The organism is Sphingobacterium chuzhouense, from assembly GCF_014692525.1.
GTDB lineage: Bacteria > Bacteroidota > Bacteroidia > Sphingobacteriales > Sphingobacteriaceae > Sphingobacterium > Sphingobacterium chuzhouense.
Map to the genome: position 1 here is coordinate 1,547,590 of NZ_JACNYL010000001.1, position 20,554 is coordinate 1,568,143.

The window sequence follows — 20,554 nt, forward strand, 5'->3', positions numbered from 1 at the left end:
TACAAACGAGTATATAGAACTGTCGCCAGCTTTTTACAAACGGTGGAAGGCCCTTATCTGTCACTTGGTTTATGTGGGAGGATTACGCTGATGAAGAAGATCGCCAACGCGAATCCGATCACCAAACCGCCGATAAAACCTAAAAAAGTCCCCTTTACGATGATCGAAATTAACGCACCGAATATTGTTCCCAGTAATAGGATGATGCCTTTTACATTTAGGTTTTCGTTGTTTTCTACTTGATTTTCCATTGTACTATATATTGCTTCTATTTTTCTTTTGCTAACAAATTTACAAATAATCTATTAGCTCCGGGAACTCCAGCAGGCAATTGTCTGAAAAAAGATAAAGAAGTATAAACAAATTTACCTTTTCCCATTCGATATATAAGTAGTGAGCCATTGTGTTGCGGTTCGTTTTTGTCACCCATAGCAAGCGGGGTGCGGTAATTTGGGTCGATATCTTCTGCAAAGTAAAGCCCCCGCTCCTGCACCCAGCCATCAAAGTCTTCGGGAGTAATCTTATTCGGATAATTTAATACAGGATCTTCAGGATCGGTGAAAGCGACTTTGGCATCCTCTTCTGTTACTCTGGCACGGGTAATCGTAAACGGTGCCGGCTTCGGCGAAAAGTGTTCTTCCTGTAACCTGGAATTTACGTTGTACTGCATTAAAACGACCCCCCCTTCCCGTATGTAATCGTAAATTAATGGCAGTTTTTGCGTAATACGTGTATTGATATTTAAGGCGCGTATGCCAAATACAATGGCATTGTATTGCTGCAGTACGTTTGAAGTGATTTTAGTTACATCCAATATATCGACTACTGTACCGATGTTTCGTAATGCCTCAGGAACAAGATCGCCCGCTCCCATAATGTAGCCTACTTTTTTTACCGGGTTAACCAATGTAATAGGACTTAGTTTTGCTTCGGCATCGGGAAACCATGTTTGTCGGGGAATGTGGTTGTATGTAATCTCGCGGATCTCTTTTAACTTTTTCCCTTCGACGGCAAAACTCAGTGTAGCCTCACTTTGTCCAGCATCGATATTCGTTATCTCGATAGTTTTCGAAAGGATGTCCTGTCCATTTGGAAAAGATAGAGTCAATTTTTCGGGAGATATCTTCCATCCCTTAGAAGACAGGTGTATATCAACCGATGTTTCTGTATCAATATTACCTTGCTTTTGGAACGTGACCTGCAACGTTTTCCGCTCGCCTTGTTGAACGAGCAGATTATTGACGTCGATAGAGGCTGTAACCGCTGGAGCGATTTCCACATATTCGTGTACTTCTCCCCTTACGGGATCGACATAGCGGTATTGTATAGGAGTTTGCATATGGATGGGAACGCCTGCCAAATTAAAATGAATATGGGCTGCAGGTAAATCCGGGCTCATTGGATAACCAAAACTCTCTGGATCAACGTCAAACTTACCCTGTGTATGTGGCTTGCGCAACCAATATGGTTGGGTTATGACTACTTGCGGGAGAACTTGCTCAAAGGTTATCACTTCATTTATGGGGAGTTTCTGGCCGATTTTTTTTTCGTTGATGCGCAGAAGTTCCACGTGGACATCGGGATTTCGGACGACTATTTCCGTTTGAAAGGCTAGCGGTTGTCCTTCGACTAAGCGTAATCTAGGAGTAAGACTTTCAACTTTTATCCCCGCGCAAGCGAGCATAATATTTTCTACTTCTTTGCTCTTTCTATCTTTCCAGTAATTATCTTCCAGTTTTTGAATATCTTGCCATATTGCCGCAAGTTGAGGAATAGAGGACTGAGGTTCATTTGCATTGAAAGATGACAAGAGTTCTTGGATGGCCAACTGAATAGACTCGCTGTGAGGAATACGACCCCAAGATAGATCAATGCCATCGAATAGATCTTCTGTTGCTTTCATGCCGGCGACGTTTTCAAAAGTTTCAAGTGATATGCCATTGGTACTTGCCGAACCGAAGCCTTGGCTTTTATGTTGCGATCGGCTGATGGCAGACAGTTCCCCATAAGATTTACCTAATAATGGGTTGTACTGACCTATATCAATGCGAAGCCGATTTGAGTCATCTCCCTGGAGGCGCATAAAACTTGCAGTATTCCAAAGCAGGCGCTTAGCCTGCCAAGGCTCTACCTCATTTAATTGCTCTGAAAACATTTTAGGGTCAGCCGCTGCTATAAAAGCTTCGTGCGCAAGGATAGCGGAAGCTTGATGATGACCATGTCCTCCACGTTCATCTGGAGGAAAGCGGGTAATAATAACATCAGGTTGAAGCTTTCGGATAAGCCAAACGGCTTCCCGTAAAACCTCTTGTTTTTGCCAAAAATTAAAGGTTTCATCGTATGTTTTTGAGAACCCAAAATCAAATGCTGACGAAAAATATTGTTCTCCCCCATCGACTTTTCGGGCTTGTAAAAGTTCTTGTGTACGTATTAGCCCTAATTCAATTCCCTGTTCGGTACCAATTAAATTCTGACCGCCATCCCCACGTGTCAGTGAAAGGTAAGCAGTACGAACCTTACGCTCCGATGCTAGATAGGATATGAGTTTTGTGTTCTCGTCATCAGGATGCGCAGCAAAATATAACGCAGATCCCAGGACGTTCAATCGTTCCATTTGCAACCGGATGTCCGATGAGCTGCTGGAAAAAACGGATTGTGCTAAAGAAAAATGAACAGTAAAAAAGGATGTAAGGAAGATACAGATAATATGTCGTCTCATAATGCCTAAAAATAGGAAATATTTAAAAAAACCTTCACGATTGAATGAAAAATTACAAACCATAATGAAAAAACGCATAAGGATTTTTGATGGCTCTTTTAGAAAAGGCTCTTTCGGAAAAAATAAAAGGAACCAGATGCTTTCTGATTCCTTTTACCAACAATTAAAAATCTTTTTTTGTCTAAAACTTCCAATTCGACCCAGCGAATTTTGAAAAAGCCAAACGGGAACAGTCGATAGTTTTAAAATAGTAACCTTATAGTGATAGTAAAAATAGGATTAATAAATAGGAATCGTCCTCTTGTTGGCAAAAAACTTTTCCACACCTGCGAAGTTATAAACACATGGTGTGCTTCCTATTTGTCGATAGAGCCGAGCACCCGTTGCATAAAGCCATTCAACGCTTCTTTTTTAGGAGTTCCCTCTTTAATCAACTTGTCAACTTCCACGGCTCCATACATATTGGAGATCAACTCTCCAATCACATCAAGTTCCTCATCTTTAAGTGAAGGAACCTCCGTTAATGCCTCCAACGTTTCGATGGTTTCTAATACAAAATCTGCGTCGTTCTGCTCTATAAACTCAATCAGGTGCTTAATTACTGGTAACTTCATTTAATAATTCGATTAAACCGTCAATTTTATTTGTTTGTACTTGATTTACTAGTTTTCCGTTTTTATATGCAGCGAATGTCGGTAAGTTGTTCACATTAGCAAGCTTTCTAGATTCTGGAAACTTTTCTGCATCAACGATGACAAACGCAACATTATCGTTTTCTGAAGCTAATTTTTTGAATTTTGGTTTCATGATACGGCAATTTCCACACCAAGATGCCGAAAATTGTACCATTACGGTATTATTGTTGTCTACAATTTCTTGTAGAGCATCTTTTTCTAACTCTTGTAACATAATAATCTTTTTGAAAAGAAAGGAGAGAGGACCTCTCCTTTCGGGTTTAAATATTTCAACTAGTTTGCAGATAGGTAAGTAGCAACGCCTTCACGTGTAGCGTTCATTGCATCTTTACCTTCTTCCCAGTTTGCAGGGCAAACTTCTCCGTGTTTTTGGACGTGCGTATATGCGTCGATCAAACGGATGTACTCTCTTACATTACGGCCTAGTGGCATATCATTTACAGACTCGTGGAATACTTTACCTGTTTCGTCGATAAGATAGGTAGCACGGTAAGAAACGGCAGAACCTTCTACCAAAGTACCATATTCAGGATGCTCTACTTCTTTCATTTCCAAAATACCCAATACGCTTGATAGGTTGCGGTTAGTGTCCGCAATAAGTGGATATTCTACCCCTTCGATACCACCGTTGTCTTTCGCCGTATTTAACCAAGCGAAGTGAACCTCGGCAGAATCACAAGAAGCACCGATCAAGATTGTATTTCTCTTTGCAAACTCTTCAGCAGCCTCTTGGAAAGCATGAAGCTCTGTCGGACAGACAAAAGTAAAATCTTTTGGATACCAGAAAAGCAATACTTTTTTGTTTTCTGCTTTCGCTTTTTCGAATACGTTGATCGTGAAGTTATCACCTAAATAATCAATTGCGTCAACTGAAATGTTTGGAAAATTTTTACCTGTAAAACTCATAATACTTATATTTATTTTGTTCTTTCTTTTTGCATTACAAAAGTAGGCTTTTTATTGTCAATAAAGCATCAAAAATCTTTATATGATATCATCAAAATCTATAAATTTTATTACAGTGCTATAATTAATGGTTATGAGATAAGTTAAGAAAAAAACCTATTTTTGTATCCATTAGCGTCGGCCCCGTAGTTCAACGGATAGAATAGATGTTTCCTAAACATTTGATAGCAGTTCGATTCTGCTCGGGGCTACTTAAGCCGCTTTACATATTAGTAGAGCGGTTTTTTATTTTAAAAAGTTTTTCCCATGCACTTTGCAAACAAATTTCCTTAAATTGAGTTTATTTTATAGGAACAAGCCATAAATCATGACACAAAAAATAGCCTCTCTTAAAGAACTTCAAGAGAAGGGCAAGAACATACACAGACTTCCTTTCTCCATTCGTATCCTACTAGAAAACGTTTTAAGAAATCACGACGGTTTTGCCATTACAGACGATCACCTTGACACGCTTATTAACTGGGATGCGTCAGGTACAGATAAGGATATACCTTTCAAGCCGGCAAGAGTGTTAATGCAAGATTTTACAGGTGTACCGGCTGTTGTTGATATTACCTCAATCCGGGCGGAATTTGTTAGAAAAGGTGGAAATGGTGAAAAAATCAATCCGGCCATCCCAGTTGATCTTGTCATTGATCATTCTGTGCAGGTGGATTATTTCGGAACAGATTATTCCTATCAAGAAAATGTGAAATTAGAATATGAGCGCAATGCTGAACGATATCAGCTATTGAAATGGGCTCAACAAGGCTTGGCAAATTTGACTGTCGTGCCACCGGGAATGGGTATCTGCCATCAGGTTAATCTGGAATATTTGGCAAAAGGTGTTGTGGAACGTGATGGTTGGGCTTTCCCCGACACGTTGGTCGGAACCGACTCGCATACTCCTATGGTTAATGGCATCGGGGTTCTCGGTTGGGGTGTCGGAGGTATTGAAGCGGAAGCAGCGATGCTCGGTCAGCCCGTATATTTTACGTGTCCACAGGTTATTGGGCTTAAACTTACTGGAGAGATTCCCGCAGGTTGTACCGCTACCGACATGGTGCTGTCTATAACCAAAATATTAAGAGATACCAGCGTGGTCGGTAAATTCGTAGAGGTATTTGGCGATGGCTTAGATAAATTGACCGTTACTGATCGAGCAACAATATCAAACATGTCTCCGGAATTTGGATGTACCGTAACGTATTTCCCTATAGATGATCAGACGCTCGACTACATGGAACGTACAAACCGGTCGCCCGAGCAAATTAATCTAGTAAAGGAATATTGTCAAGATAATATGCTCTGGCGCACGGGCAATGAAGATATTACATATTCTAAGGTTGTTGAGTTGGATCTTAATACCTTGGAACCAACGGTTGCGGGACCCAAAAGACCGCAAGATAAAATTCTTGTTAAAGAGCTTCATTCTACCTTTCGGATAATCCTCGATAAAGATTTCCAGCGAAACTACGTGGCATTTGACGATCGTAGAGAACATGCATGGTTAAATGAAGGAGGATCAGGAACTCAGTTTGTTCAAGAGGCCACAGATGAACATAAAGAAACTTTGGCAACAGAAACCACGGATCTTCGAAGTGTTAAAATCAAATTAAAAAATGGTGAATACCGTTTAAGTGATGGCAGCATCGTCATTGCGGCGATCACTAGTTGTACCAATACATCTAACCCCAGTGTCATGATAGGCGCAGGTTTGGTGGCTAAGAAAGCGGTAGAAAAAGGCCTTCGGACAAGATCGTGGGTAAAAACAAGTTTAGCGCCCGGATCTAAGGTCGTCACGAGATATTTGGAACGCTCGGGTCTATCCACAGATTTGGAAGCGTTGCGATTCCATACCGTGGGCTATGGTTGTACATCATGCATCGGTAATAGTGGGCCATTGCCGTCGCATATTGCCGAAGCGATCGATAACAGCGAAATGGTCGTAGCATCGGTACTTTCTGGAAACAGAAACTTCGAGGCGCGGGTACATCCACAGGTGAAAATGAACTTTTTAATGTCTCCGATGCTGGTGGTCGCCTATGCCCTTATTGGCCGGATCGATGTGAATCTTATCGAAGATCCACTATCCTACGATCCGAATGGGAACGCCGTTTATTTAAGGGATATCTGGCCGTCACAGGAGGAAATCAACCGTACGATCAAAGAAGCTATGCAAAAAGAAGACTTTAAAGAGGTGTATGATGTCATTTTTGACGGTGACGAAGAGTGGAAAAAGTTGGAAGCGCCAGAAGGTGGAGAATTTATTTGGGACGATGGTTCTACTTATATCCGGGAAGTTCCATTCTTTAATAACATACCAATCGAACCATCGCCACTTACAGAGATCGAACACGCACGCGTTCTGCTTTATCTAGGCGATTCCGTGACAACCGACCATATTTCACCGGCTGGTTCTTTCAATGAGGAGAGTGCGGCGGGTAAGTATCTTTTGAGCAAAGGAATCGAAAAGAAAGATTTTAATTCGTACGGATCGCGACGAGGGAATCACGAGGTCATGGTACGTGGAACATTTGCCAATGTGCGCATCCGAAACAAGATTACAGACAGAGAGGGTGGTTATTCGGTATATTTTCCAACCAACGAGACCTTGACTGTCTATGATACCGCGATGAAATATAAAGTAGACGGCACACCTCTGGTTGTTCTAGCCGGTAAAGACTATGGAAGTGGCTCCTCGAGGGACTGGGCGGCAAAAGGTTCGAGCCTATTGGGTATTCGTGCGGTAATCGCCGAAAGCTTTGAAAGAATCCATAGAAGCAATCTGGTAGGAATGGGTATACTTCCCATAGAATTTCCTTCAGGAGAGAGTGCGGGCTCACTGGGTTTGACGGGCGACGAAGAGATTAGTATAACTGGTATTTCCAGCGATTTGAAACCTTTTAAGATAATAAAAGTACGAGCAGTAAAAGCATCTGGTGAGGCTATTGAATTTGATGCCAGAGCGAGGCTGGACTCGGATATCGATGTAGAATACTTTAAGCATGGTGGTATTCTTCAATATGTTTTAAGGAGTTATTTAAGCCGGTAGAACTAACCTTACCGGTTATTTTTATACGTTGTCTTTCGGGAAAATCGTTACGAACAGCTGTCCTGTACTGTCCTGCAAACGTTGCCGGCAACGTTTGCGTGGTTTTTTATCTCTATTTATTCCTTTTTACTAACTGTATTCCATTATAATTGTAATAGGATATTAACGCTAACAAGATATAAACATACGTTGTCGATAAGCGAACCCGATAGCGAATACCAATTGAATCCGTTAACAATCCAAAAAGAAACAAGCAAAGTATCATAATCTAACAATAGATTATCGTTCTTATTAATTTATGCAACCAGTTTAAATCATTTATTAGTTATTATCATGAGGATATTTAAAGCTTTAATGCTGATGCTCTTCTTCGTTCAGTGTGTTTTTGCACAAGAGCGGACAATTACAGGTACGGTATTTTCGCCAGACAGGACGCCATTGTCGGGAACCACCGTAAAAGTGAAGGGTACTGCCAGACAGACCAGCACCAAAGATGACGGTACATACAGTATTAACGTTTCGCCGAGAGACGTTCTGGTTTTTACGTCGGTGGGCTATGTAGAGCAGGAACGGGTCGTTTCATCCGAAGACAAGACAATCAATATTGTTTTAAATGAAGGATCTTCCGACTTAGAAGAGGTTGTTGTCATAGGTTATGGTACCGTAGCACGCCGAGATTTAACCGGGTCGGTATCCTCAGTTAGTGCTAAGCAACTTAAAGATATTCCGTTGAGTTCTGCGGCAGAAGCACTTACAGGACGTCTCGCGGGTGTATCTGTCACGACGACAGAAGGAGCGCCTGGTGCTGACGTGATGATCAGGGTGCGCGGAGGAGGATCAATCACACAAGATAATTCGCCCCTCTACATCGTAGATGGGATTCAAGTAGAGAATGCTTTGTCAATACTTTCTCCTCAGGAAATACAGTCTATCGATGTGTTAAAGGATGCATCAGCTACCGCTATTTATGGGGCAAGGGGTGCGAACGGTGTCATTATCATTACTACAAAAGGGGGAATGAATATGAAAACGCAGGTAACCTATAACGGTTTTGGCGGCGTGCGGAAGATTACCAATCAGCTAGAGGTGATGAACCCGTACGACTACGTGATGTATCAGTATCAAACCTATAATCTGAATACCGATGAGCAAACGAGAAATACGTTTCGTGACCGATATGGAAGATGGGAAGATCTGGAGCTTTACAGGGATATGCCGTTCGTTAATTGGCAAGACGCTATTTTCGGACGGAATGCCAGAAACCAAACACATGTCTTAGGTATGGTCGGTGGCTCGGAAAGAACATCAGTGAATTTCAACTTGACACATACGGATGAGGAAGGTGTGATGATACGTTCCGGCTTTCAGCGGACATTGGCGTCATTGAAATTAGATCATAAAATCAACGATCGCTTTAAAGCAGGATTTAGTGCGCGTTATAGCCGGCAACGCACGGATGGTGTAGGAACATCCAACACCGGATCGCAGAGCAATAACCGTTTGCGGAATTCCGTACGCTATATGCCTTTTATAGCACCGGGAATGGAAAGTATCGTAGATGAGTTTGATCCAGATTTTACCAATCAAACCAACTTAGTTAATCCAATGGTCCTCGCATTGGACGAGACCCGGAATAATTACAGAAATGACATCATTTTTAATGGAAATGCGAGTTATGAGCTTATCAATGGATTGACACTCCGAACAGTCTTTGGTATTAATGGTACTGATCGAAAAGATAATCGTTTTCAAGGAATTTCAACCGGGGTTGCGCGTCAAAATAATAATCAACCGGTGGTTAATTTAACCAATGGAGAATCGTTATCCATGACGAATACCAATACCTTATCCTATCGAAAGAAAGTAAACGATCATGCATTTGATGGTGTAATCGGGCATGAGATCTATCAGATCAATATTAAAAACCAATCTACAGAAGTGAAATGGTTGCCTATCGATATTACCGATGAAGAAGCATTTGCCGGGATTCAAAAAGCAACACCACCGGATGGAATGTTGCAGACGCCGCCTTCGACCAATTGGTCAGAAAGTCGTTTATGGTCGTATTTTGGACGGGCAAACTATACTTACAAGGATCGCTATATGGCGACTGTTTCCGTAAGACGAGATGGTTCCTCTCTTTTTGCGAAAGGCAATAGATGGGGTACTTTCCCATCCATGGCGTTGGCTTGGCGTATTTCCGAAGAAGATTTTATGGAAAGCACACGCGGCTGGTTGCCGGAGTTAAAAATGCGCTTTAGCTATGGGGCTGTGGGTAACAACCGTATCGGTATCGATTTGTACAAAACCATGTATGGTGTACATAGTAACTACTCCTATGCATATGGCGAAGCGATAACGCCAGGGTTTGCTCCGCTTTCGCTTTCTAACTCTGCTTTAAAATGGGAGACAACCGTATCCAGAAACTTAGCGTTAGACTTCGGTATTTTGAATAATAGAATCAATGGTTCGATAGATTTCTATATGAACAATACCAAAGACCTTTTATTGGATGCGCGTGTTCCAGCCACCAGTGGATATGCCACACAGCTAAAGAATATTGGTGAAACACAAAATAAAGGGATCGAAATCCAATTAGCAGGAACAGTGGTGCAAAATCGTAACTTCACCTATCAAGCGCAGTTCAATATAGCGTTTAACCGGAACAAGATTGTCAGCTTAGGCTTGAACTCAGACGGACAACCGCTTAATTCTTATCTGGAACGAGCAGGCTGGGTAAGCAGCCAATTTGAAGATTTTATTGTCGGCGTCGGTGGTCCAGTTGGGCAATTTTATGGATACGTTACGGATGGCTTCTATACAATTGATGATTTTGATTACAATGCTTCATCGCGAGCTTATACGTTAAAAGAAGGTATTCCCAGTTCTTACGCTTTTTTGGGGAACAAAGAACCGCAACCGGGAGATCTGAAGCTAAAGAAATTAAGCGATGATGGTGATCCAAGGATTAATGCTAACGACCGTACTATATTGGGAAATGCACAGCCGAAGTTCATCGGGGGTATGAACCATCAATTTGCTTACAAGAATTTTGACCTCAGCGTGTTTATGAACTGGTCGGTTGGAAACAAGGTATACAACGCGAATAAATTGGAATTTACCACACAATATCTGTATCGGGATAATAATATGTTGACGAGTATGAACGACCGTTTCAAATGGTTTGATGCTAACGGGGTAAAAGTAACCGATCCTGAAACATTGGAGGCTATGAATGCCGATGCTACTATGTGGACACCACCGGGAGGAGCCTATTTCTTACACTCGTATGCAATCGAGGATGGGTCCTTTCTGCGGATAAGCAACGTGACCTTGGGTTACTCTTTACCGGAGAACCTGATTCGTCGGTCTCGTATTTTTTCGAATTTTCGAATTTATGCCACAGTAAACAACTTGTGGACGATTACGAACTACACAGGATACGATCCGGAAGCGAATACACGGCGTAGCAATCCGTTAACACCTTCGGTGGATTATGCTGCATATCCGAGAAGCCGCTACATTTTGGCGGGTGTAAATGTTACATTTTAATCCTTAAAAAAATGAAGAACGTGAAAAATACATATAGGATAGGCGTTGTTTCTATGGCCGCAGCAGCTTTGCTGTTTATTTCATCCTGCGAAAAATACCTGGAAGTAGAGAACCCATCAAACTTGACACAGGATGCGGTGTTCGGAAGTGTGTCGTACACAAATTCTGCCATTACCGGCGTCTACAACCGACTCATGGGTGATGACGGCTATGGAAGCCGATTAGCTATTATTTACCCGCAATCAGCGGATGATTTTAAAACCTCGGGGTCTTATAACGCCCTGGATAGAAGAGGCATCAGCGAATATGGTGTAGCACCACAGAATACAGAGCTGAATAATCCTTTTCGCCAGTTATACGAAGGAATAGAAAGAGCTAATATCTGTATTAAGTTTATTCCGTTATCCGATCCTTATAATAACGGGACGGAGAGCGAAAAGACGCAGATGAGAAAGTTTTTAGGAGAAGCACTTGCTTTGCGGGCATGGTTCTTCCATGAGATTATCCGCAACTGGGGAGACGTGCCGGCTTCTTTCATTCCTTCCGCAGACCAACCGGATCTTTATCTGGAAAAAATGGATCGAGATGAAATCTATGATCAAGTGCTCGCAGATCTGGAACAAGCGATTACGCTGTTGCCTTGGCAAACGGAGTCCAACGACCCTTCCACACGGATCACGAAAGGGGCAGCAAAAGGAATACGGGCGCGTATTGCACTAGCACGGGGAGGTTACTCTCTGCGTCGAGACAGTCGGAAGATGGAGCGCCGGACAGATTATCAGTCATATTATCAAATTGCACGGCAAGAATGTCTGGATGTGATAGAGCGAGGAGATAACGGGCTTAACGCTAGCTTTGAAAATGTGTTTAAGTCATTGCACGGGCAGTCGTCTTTAGATGCTAGCCGCGAGATGGTATTCAAAGTAGGCGCATATGGCGGTAATGCGCGTACTGACAGTAAACTGGGATATGGAAATGGTCTGCGCCAAAACACAAGTTCCAGCTGGGGATATGCCAATGGTGGTGTTCGGGCAGTTCCGACATATTTTTACGAGTTTGGTATTGGTGATACACGCAGGGATGTGACTTTAGGATTGTTTGAGCTGACGGCGCAGGACAATAAACAAGTAGTAACTTCGATAAACATGACGGATGCCAAGTTTCGTAAATATTGGACAAATATCCACGATCAATCCCAGTCATTGGGTATCGACTGGCCTTTATTACGTTACTCCGATATTCTCCTGTTGTTTGCCGAAGCCGATAATGAACTGAACAGCGGACCTTCTGCACAAGCAGTACAAGCGCTAAAAGATGTTCGCATGCGCGCTTATGGAGGTAATGAAGCAAATGTCGGCGCGATTCCTATAGGTAAAGACGACTTTTTTAAGGCCATCGTTAAAGAGCGGTTATTGGAATTTGGTGGAGAAGGTATACGCAAGTATGATTTATTGCGGTGGAACTTATTGAAAACGACACTCGATGAAACACGCGAAAAATTGCGGCAATTTAGACTAAGTGAAGGTGTATATGAAGAAGTGCCGAATCGTATATTTTACAAACAATCGGCTTTTACCAACAGTACGGCTTCAGAGGAACTGACAAGTATTGACTTTGCGGGCGGAGCGATGGATGAGGTGTTTTTTAAACCTACCCCAGGTGGTGATAAAGCTGCTCCACCAGAAGGTTATACCTCTATCAACTGGCGGGAGGCTGTTACCAACGGCTATATCTACGGTGTGAACGAATCAGGAGCAGTCGACGGAAGCGGCTATGCACTATACTTCAAATCAGGACAAAGTGAATTGCTACCGATATACAACGAGATTGTGTCCGAAAATTATCGACTGACACAGGATTACGGTTATTAATAGTGGGGTGTAACGAGAAAAATAAAGAAAATGAAAACATTACATAAATATAGTATCCATTGGCTTCTGGCATTATGCTGTGTGCTTTTGTCGATTGCTTGCGATAAAAATAGCGAGCTTTTTAAGGAGTTCAATCCTGAACGGATGTTTATGCCGAGCAAGGAAATCGGTGCTGAAAGTGGCGAAACAGAAGTAAAACTGACATGGGGCGAGGCACTGAATACGGAAAAAGCCTCATACGTTGTTGAAATTTCAAAAGATACATTATTTGCCAATGGACCGTTGTTTTCCTTGGATACAGACACGGCAGGTGTTATCTTAACAGACCAACAAATAGAAGTGCGTACCAAATATTTTGCTCGGGTTCTTACTGTAGGGACTGGGCAATCAGATGATTCGCATTGGTTACATAGCAACGGATTTATGATAAGAGGTAAACAATTATTCAATTTATTGGATGAACAGGTAGATCTACAAGACAAATCGGTGCGCTTAACATGGCGGCCGGATGAAACAGCTACGACGATTATAATTGGAAAACTTACCGGAGAAATAAACGAAGAAACCGGTGGTGAAAAATTCGATATCATACATCAAATTAATTTAACGGCAGACGAGATTGCGTCGGGTGAACGCCTGGTGGAAGATCTGCAATCCGAAACACCCTATGTTGCCATATTGTATGCACGAGACGTACAAATCGGTATTTTAAAATTCACGACGAAAGCGACCAGTAATTTCACCATAGAGATCGGTCCGGAAGATGATTTAGCGCAGGTAATCGCTGATGCGGAAAACCAAGCTGTCATCGGGTTGCGGGCGGGGACTTACAACCTAACAGAAAATGTAGTACGAATCGAAAATAAACATATTACCCTAGGTTCGGTATCAGGCAATCCGGCAAACACGAAGATAAACCCGAAAGGTTTTGAGTTACGTGGTGATGGTGCGGGTATCCATTTCAACGATCTTACAATAGATATGTTGGGTACGCCAGACCTCTATTTGGTGGATTTGCCCGCCGGAGCGGCTACGTTTACGTCCATCCATCTACAGGGTTGTCGTATACATGGTATCGGTAGGGCACTTGTACGCGGTAGCCGTGCAGGAAATAGAGAACACAAGATTGATTATATCCGTGTGGAAAATAGTATTGTACAGGATAATGACCAAGATTATGCGCTATTTGAATTGCAGAAGTTACAAATGAACCGCTTTGAGCTGGTAAACTCAACGTTCAATAGATTGAGTACGAATATTCTACGTTATGACGTCAATATCGGCACACCTCGGGCAAGCATTCTTATCGATTATTGTACAATCAACGCTTTTGGTAATACAGGAGGCAAGCGTCCGCTGATGGATGTGAATACGCCAGCTGATATCGTGGTCAGTAATAGCATTTTGGCCAACACGGGTTGGATTTCGCCGCGGTTTACTTCGTTATCGATGAATAATGATTTGCTAAGAGCCGCAAATGGTGCTACAGCACGAATAGCAAATACAAATGTTTTCAATTTATTGAACTCCGCTACGCCACGTGCAAAACTTAATATTCCAAATGGGGTCGTGACAGCGACTGTATTAGAAGTGGCGCTTCCATGGGATGTTAATACCGATGATTTTACATTACCGGCTAATTCATCATTGCGTGAAGCAAGCAGTAATGCCGGACCTATCGGAGATCCACGCTGGGCGCGCTAAATGTAGGGGCAGAAGCCCCTACTTTACCATTAACTGTTATAAAAACAATGACGATAAAGAATATTAATTTGCAGATAAAAGATACTTCCCTGTTCTTAGTTGCTTTATGTATACTATGGGCGTCCGTAGGTTGCAGCAAAGATGTACAGGGAGAAGTCGGCAGCGCATTACCTCAACCGGAGAATTTTACAATAACGCCAGCAAGTAAATCAGCAACGTTCGAATGGTCTGCGGTTGAAAAAGCAGATGGTTATTTTCTAGAAGTCGGTACGAACAGTTCCTTTTCGGAGATTGTTGCGAAAACCGATACAACACAGCAAACCAAAGTGCAATTCAATGGATTGACACCGGCAACCTTTTACTATGCCCGTTTGCGTGCCATTCATAAAACCAATCCTTCTTTTACGTCCAACCGATTAGTGGAAACCTTTACCACGGCAGAAGAAGAGCAACCCGAACTGGCACTTGCTTTCCCGGGAGCGGATGGTTATGGCAAGATGACGACAGGCGGTCGTGGCGGTAAGGTTATTAAAGTGACCAACTTAAGCGATGCCGGAACAGGGAGCCTGCGTGCTGCAATTGAGCAATCGGGTTCCCGGATTATCGTTTTTGAAGTTTCCGGAAATATTAAGTTAAATAGCAGGCTGCGTATCAGCAATGGCGATGTCACGATTGCCGGACAGACAGCTCCAGGAGATGGTATTTGTATACAGGACCATGAAATGGTCATTGCAGCGGATAATGTCATCCTTCGGTTCTTACGCTTCCGGATGGGCGATCTTACGCGAAATGAACAAGATGCGTTGTGGGGTCGGTATCAAAAAAATATCGTTATCGATCACTGTTCGATGAGCTGGTCTATTGATGAATGCTCGTCTTTCTATGCCAATAAAGATTTTACGATGCAATGGTGTATCCTAGCAGAAAGCTTAAACAAATCGTTCCACGAAAAAGATGATCACGGTTATGGTGGTATATGGGGAGGTCATCAAGCGTCTTTTCATCATAATCTGTTAGCACACCATAATAGCCGTAACCCGCGCTTTGATGGTGGAAACCGCCCAGGTACGGGCGGACTAAACGCTCAAATTGGTGCCGACAAAGTCGATTACCGTAATAACGTGGTTTACAATTGGCGTGGTAATTCCGCTTATGGTGGAGAAAATGGAGAATACAATATCGTTGACAATTATTATAAATCTGGACCTGCTACCCCTTCGAGTAAACAAACACGGATTATGCAGATATCCAAGGAAAACAATGCGGACTATAGCCCGGGACATGGTGTATTCTTTATCGAAGGCAACCATGTATTTGGCAATGCCAATGTTACGATGAACAATTGGGCAGGAGGTGTTGATTTCGACTCCAGTGTTTCTATCGCACAAGCGCAAAGGACGACACCATTTCCTTTTCAAGCGCTGCGTACTCAACATACAGCCGAGCAAGCTTACGAACAGGTGTTGGAAAAAGCAGGCGCATCTTATAAACGCGATGCGGTAGATCAACGTGTCGTAAAAGAAGTCAAGGACGGAACCACCACCTATAATGGGTCAAAAACCGGCTTTCCAGGCATTATTGATTCGCAAACAGATGTTGGTGGTTGGCCCACATTGGCACAAACAACACCACCAACCGATACGGATGGAGATGGCATACCGGACGCATGGGAAATCGCCAATAACCTAGACCCGAATATACCAAATGCAAATGGAAGGGATTTAAGCGAGGTGTATGATAATATTGAGATGTATTTCAATAGTTTAGTAGAAGAGTTGTATTAATAATATAATACAATAATCTTGCCTATTTTCTTCGGAAGGCGCTCGCTAAGTGTTCGCAGTCTCTTCGCCCATTTACCGGGGTTTTTACGGTAAATTCTCGGTAAAACCTCGTAAAACACGGTAAATGGGCGAACAAGGTTTGAATAAGGTATGAAGCAGGCAATAAAAGAGGTTGAAACTTTTATTACGTTAAACTGTTCTTATCGTATAGTCACAAAACAAAAATATTATGAAAGCGATAGGACACTTAAAAAATTTAATAGAGATCAATAATGATCGTACATTAGGATTTAGAAAAGCATTAGAAGATCTAGAGCCAGTAAACGCTGACCTTAACATCATTTTTACCGAAGCGGCAGCGGAAAGCGAACGTTTTTCCCAAGAACTTACAGCGCTAGCAGAACAATATGGTGCAGAAGTGGACGAAGATGATGAAAGTGTAGCAGGTGCTATTCATCGTGCTTGGATCGATGTAAAAGCACTGTTCGGAGGTAAAGATCGAAAAAGTATTCTGGAAGAAGCCGAACGTGGTGAAGACGCCATTAAGGCTGCTTATAAAAAAGTAATGGATAGTGGAGATGTCACAGGACAGGCACTGGAAACAGTCCTTGACCAAGCCGCACAGATCAGAGTCTCCCATGATAGGATTAAAGCTTTACGCGATAGTGCGTAATAGCTTTTATAAATAACAATAGCACCCAAATTGTGCTACTAAACAGTGCAAACGTTGCCGGCAACGTTTGCACTGTTTTTTTATGCCATTTCCTATGTATTTACTTATCAAATACTTTTTTTTGTAAAAGCATCATATAAACCGAATATAAATATAAACCTCGCTTAGATGAAAAAGTTAATCATATTGCTATTTTCCGTTTTTTTTACCCTACACACTTTTGCGCAGAAAAATTATATCCGTATGGCAGATTCGGATATGAAGCGTAATCCCGAAGCGTGGATGCTTGATTTTTCAAAAACATTGAAATGGAACTATTGCCACGGACTGGTGATGCAGTCTATATTACAAGTTTATGATAAGACGGACAACGCAAAATATTATGATTATGTGTATGATTACGCAGACACGATGGTGAATGCTGACGGAACGATCAAGACATATAAACCTTTGGAGTATAATATCGATCGTATCAATACGGGCAAAATTCTCTTTCCTATTTTGGCGAAGACGAAAGAGGAAAGATTTAAAATTGCTCTGGATCTTCAGCGAGAACAGATGCGTACACATCCTCGTACAAAGGATGGAAGCTTTTGGCATAAAAAAGTCTATCCTCATCAAGTATGGTTGGACGGACTGTATATGGCGGGACCATTTTTGGCTCAATACGCTAAAGAAAACAATGAAACGGCCTTGTATGACGATGTTGCCTTACAGATTCTGGATGTCCGGAAATATTTGTATGATCCAAAAACCGGACTGTATTTCCATGGTTGGGATGAAAGCAGGCAACAACGCTGGGCAGACCCGAAAACAGGTCTTTCTCCCCACTTTTGGTCGCGTAGTATAGGCTGGTATATGATGGCTATTGTTGATGTTTTGGATTTTTTACCGGAAGACCATAAGGATCGACCAGCAATTATTAAGATCCTACAAGAACTATCTGGCTCAATTGCAAAATTTAGAGACACAGAAACTGGAATGTGGTACCAGGTCACCGATTTAGGAGGTCGAGAAGGGAACTATCTAGAATCAACAGGTTCTATTATGTTTATTTATTCCTGGATCAAAGGTGCGCAGAAAGGCTATTTGGATAAAGGATATCTAACGAAAGGAGAGCAAGCGTATGAGCAGTTTCTAAAACGGTTCGTCAAGCAAGAAGCAGATCGCTCCTTGTCCATTACGGACTGTTGTTCCGTCGCCGGATTGGGAGGAGAAAAGAATTATAGAGATGGAAGTTTTGAATATTATATTTCAGAGCCCGTTCGGGATAATGATCCCAAGGCTATAGGACCCTTTATCATGACGAGCGTGCTATTGGATCAGTAGCAGAGAAGAATACGATTATAAATTAACTCGTAACATCATGTTGAAGATATATCTCCTATCCTTGATAGGAATGGTTGCAATTACATTTGTTGTGGCACAAAGCACCACCAAACCTCGAATAATCATAAGTACAGATATAGGAGGAACGGATCCAGACGACAATCAATCCATGATTCATCTATTGATGTATTCGGATATGTTCGAGATAGAAGGACTCATTTCGTCGCCCTATGATAAGGGCAGAAAAAAGGATATTCTCGAAATGATTGATCTCTACGAAAAAGATTACTCTATATTAAGCAAAAGAAACCCAGCACTCCGTTCTGCCCATGAATTGCGGGAGAAAGTTAAGCAGGGAGTAATAGAAGCCGCGCCCTATAAAGGCTACGCTCAACCAACAGAGGGCTCCGAATGGATCATTACTTGTGCTAAGAAAGCAAATGACAAGCCGCTTTGGATATTGGTGTGGGGTGGTTTGGAAGATGTTGCCCAAGCACTTCATGATGCACCCGAAATTAAATCTCAAATACGAGTGTTCTGGATTGGAGGACCAAATAAAAAATGGGGAATAAACGCTTATAATTATATTGTTGAAAATCATCCGGATGTATGGTTCATTGAATCAAATGCAACCTACAGAGGCTGGTTTATGGAAGACGAAAATGCGCCAAAAGATATGCATGGGAGTGCTTACTATGATAAGTATATCAAAGGACGAGGGGTACTGGGGACCGCCTTTATAAATTATTATAAGGGACATATTAAAATGGGAGATACACCTTCTTTGGGTTATCTCATGAAAGGAAATCCGGATGACCCTCAAGATGAAAGTTGGGGTGGTCGATATACCCGAATTCGTCATAGTTCCAAAAAAATTTTTCAAGGTAACAGCGACTTCAGCGATAGTGTTCCGGCATACGGGGTAGTGGAATGGCAATTTCACGGTCCTAAACAATCTATTCCGCACGACTCCGTTTGCTTTACAATGGAAATTTTAGGACAAGTTTGGCCTGGATATTATATTGGCAACGGTATTTATGCTATTCGATATTCATCCAAAAAACCAGAAAAAGTCACGTATCAAACAAAGAGCGCTATTAAAGAGCTAAATGGATTGACTGGAGGATTTATCAGTACGACGCCTTGGCCAGGTAAGCAACAAGCCGGTGATTATAAACTTGGGGAAAATTGGTTTGGGGATCTGCCGGATGAAGAATTTTTTCTGGATGACCAACAAGGCGTGCGTACACTTTCCATTCATCGGGTGGATTTTTTAAGCGATTGGGCTAAACGATGGGCATGGTTAGAAAGTGCAAAAGCTGCGGTTCCGAGGGACACCTCTTTTACCTTGCAGGGAACATATTTGAAAGAGCGGAAATACCACCCGTATATCAGTATTGCGGAGACAAATGTGGATGAATCTATACACACCAGGCTAAACTTGGAGTATGATCGGATAGAAGAGCGACCATTATTTTTAGATGTATTTTATCCGAAGGGCGATACCTCAAAGCGTTATCCGGGTGTGCTGTTGATTCATGGAGGGGGATGGCAATCGGGAGATAAATCCCAAATGCATGCTATTGGCAAAGCGTTGGCTGCTAAAGGATACGTTGCCGTTGCTGTGGAATACCGCTTAACTTTGGAAGCGAAATATCCCGAAGCAGTATACGATTTAAAGTCGGCTGTGAGATGGATGCGTGCTAATGCCGATAAATTCCAGTTAGATATGGATTACATAGCTACCTTGGGAACCTCTGCCGGCGGTCAATTGGCAAGTCTCTTGGGGGTTACAAATGGAAATCCGGACTTTGAGGGAAACGGAAGAGGGAACGTCAAGTATACATCCGATATACAAGCTATCGTTAATATAGATGGAACACTCGCATTCCGGCATCCGGAATCTTTCGAAGGTAACGCAGCATCCAATTGGTTAAATGGTACTTATGAAGAAAACACCAAAAATTGGGAGTCGGCCGCCCCCCTTAACCATGTTTCTCAAAAATCAGTGCCGATTATATTTCTGAACAGTTCTATTCCACGATTCCATGCAGGAAGGGATGATATGATCAAAAAGCTAGATCGTTATGGCATCTATTGGGAAATTCGTGAGTTTCCGGATACTCCTCATCCATTTTGGTTCTTTAATCCATGGTTTCAACCGATGATGGATTATACCGTCGCTTTTTTGGATAGGAATTTTAAATAAAGGATTACATTATTTAAT

General features: G+C 42.2%; 13 protein-coding genes and 1 tRNA gene. 9 read left to right on the forward strand and 5 right to left on the reverse strand.

What is annotated here, in order from left to right; genetic code table 11:
- Positions 1-53 precede the first annotated feature (53 nt).
- The 5 genes from H8B21_RS06040 to H8B21_RS06060 all read right to left on the reverse strand — a co-directional run bounded on the left by H8B21_RS06040 (position 54) and on the right by H8B21_RS06060 (position 4,320).
- The gene (locus H8B21_RS06040) at positions 54-251 is read right to left on the reverse strand and encodes a hypothetical protein (RefSeq protein ID WP_190312843.1); all 198 of its coding nucleotides are present in this window, start codon (positions 249-251) and stop codon (positions 54-56) included.
- 17 nt (positions 252-268) lie between these two features.
- Positions 269-2,719 carry a PIG-L family deacetylase gene (locus tag H8B21_RS06045; RefSeq protein WP_190312844.1) on the reverse strand — a complete coding sequence of 817 codons (2,451 nt, stop codon included), beginning with the start codon at positions 2,717-2,719 and terminating at the stop codon, positions 269-271.
- A gap of 356 nt (positions 2,720-3,075) precedes the next feature.
- Positions 3,076-3,333, reverse strand: a complete 258-nt coding sequence (locus H8B21_RS06050; protein WP_190312845.1) for a DUF6952 family protein — start codon at positions 3,331-3,333, stop codon at positions 3,076-3,078.
- Entirely contained in the window at positions 3,314-3,628 is a 315-nt protein-coding gene (locus H8B21_RS06055) for a thioredoxin family protein (RefSeq protein ID WP_190312846.1), read from the reverse strand. The genes H8B21_RS06050 and H8B21_RS06055 overlap by 20 nt, the downstream gene beginning before the upstream one ends.
- Positions 3,629-3,687: 59 nt before the next feature.
- The gene (locus tag H8B21_RS06060; protein ID WP_190312847.1) at positions 3,688-4,320 is read right to left on the reverse strand and encodes a peroxiredoxin; all 633 of its coding nucleotides are present in this window, start codon (positions 4,318-4,320) and stop codon (positions 3,688-3,690) included.
- Positions 4,321-4,499: 179 nt separating this feature from the next.
- Between H8B21_RS06060 and H8B21_RS06065 the strand changes: the two genes are divergently transcribed.
- From H8B21_RS06065 to H8B21_RS20545, 9 genes are all read left to right on the forward strand, one after another.
- Positions 4,500-4,571: transfer RNA gene (locus tag H8B21_RS06065), tRNA-Arg, on the forward strand.
- Between the two features lie 116 nt (positions 4,572-4,687).
- Entirely contained in the window at positions 4,688-7,414 is a 2,727-nt protein-coding gene (acnA, locus tag H8B21_RS06070) for an aconitate hydratase AcnA (RefSeq protein WP_190312848.1), read from the forward strand.
- A 333-nt stretch (positions 7,415-7,747) separates the two neighbouring features.
- Positions 7,748-10,966, forward strand: a complete 3,219-nt coding sequence (locus H8B21_RS06075) for a SusC/RagA family TonB-linked outer membrane protein (RefSeq protein ID WP_190312849.1) — start codon at positions 7,748-7,750, stop codon at positions 10,964-10,966.
- Positions 10,967-10,977: 11 nt separating this feature from the next.
- Complete coding sequence (locus H8B21_RS06080) at positions 10,978-12,837, forward strand: RagB/SusD family nutrient uptake outer membrane protein (protein ID WP_190312850.1); 1,860 nt, start codon at positions 10,978-10,980, stop codon at positions 12,835-12,837.
- Between the two features lie 30 nt (positions 12,838-12,867).
- Positions 12,868-14,541, forward strand: a complete 1,674-nt coding sequence (locus H8B21_RS06085) for a DUF4957 domain-containing protein (protein ID WP_190312851.1) — start codon at positions 12,868-12,870, stop codon at positions 14,539-14,541.
- 47 nt (positions 14,542-14,588) lie between these two features.
- Entirely contained in the window at positions 14,589-16,325 is a 1,737-nt protein-coding gene (locus tag H8B21_RS06090; protein WP_190312852.1) for a fibronectin type III domain-containing protein, read from the forward strand.
- A gap of 229 nt (positions 16,326-16,554) precedes the next feature.
- A complete protein-coding gene (locus tag H8B21_RS06095) occupies positions 16,555-16,998 on the forward strand; it encodes a PA2169 family four-helix-bundle protein (protein WP_190312853.1) in 444 nt (147 codons plus the stop codon).
- Between the two features lie 168 nt (positions 16,999-17,166).
- Entirely contained in the window at positions 17,167-18,327 is a 1,161-nt protein-coding gene (locus H8B21_RS06100) for a glycoside hydrolase family 88/105 protein (protein WP_190312854.1), read from the forward strand.
- Between the two features lie 37 nt (positions 18,328-18,364).
- On the forward strand, positions 18,365-20,536 hold the full coding sequence (locus H8B21_RS20545; protein WP_223814856.1) for a nucleoside hydrolase-like domain-containing protein: 2,172 nt from the start codon (positions 18,365-18,367) through the stop codon (positions 20,534-20,536).
- The last annotated feature ends 18 nt before the right edge of the window (positions 20,537-20,554 follow it).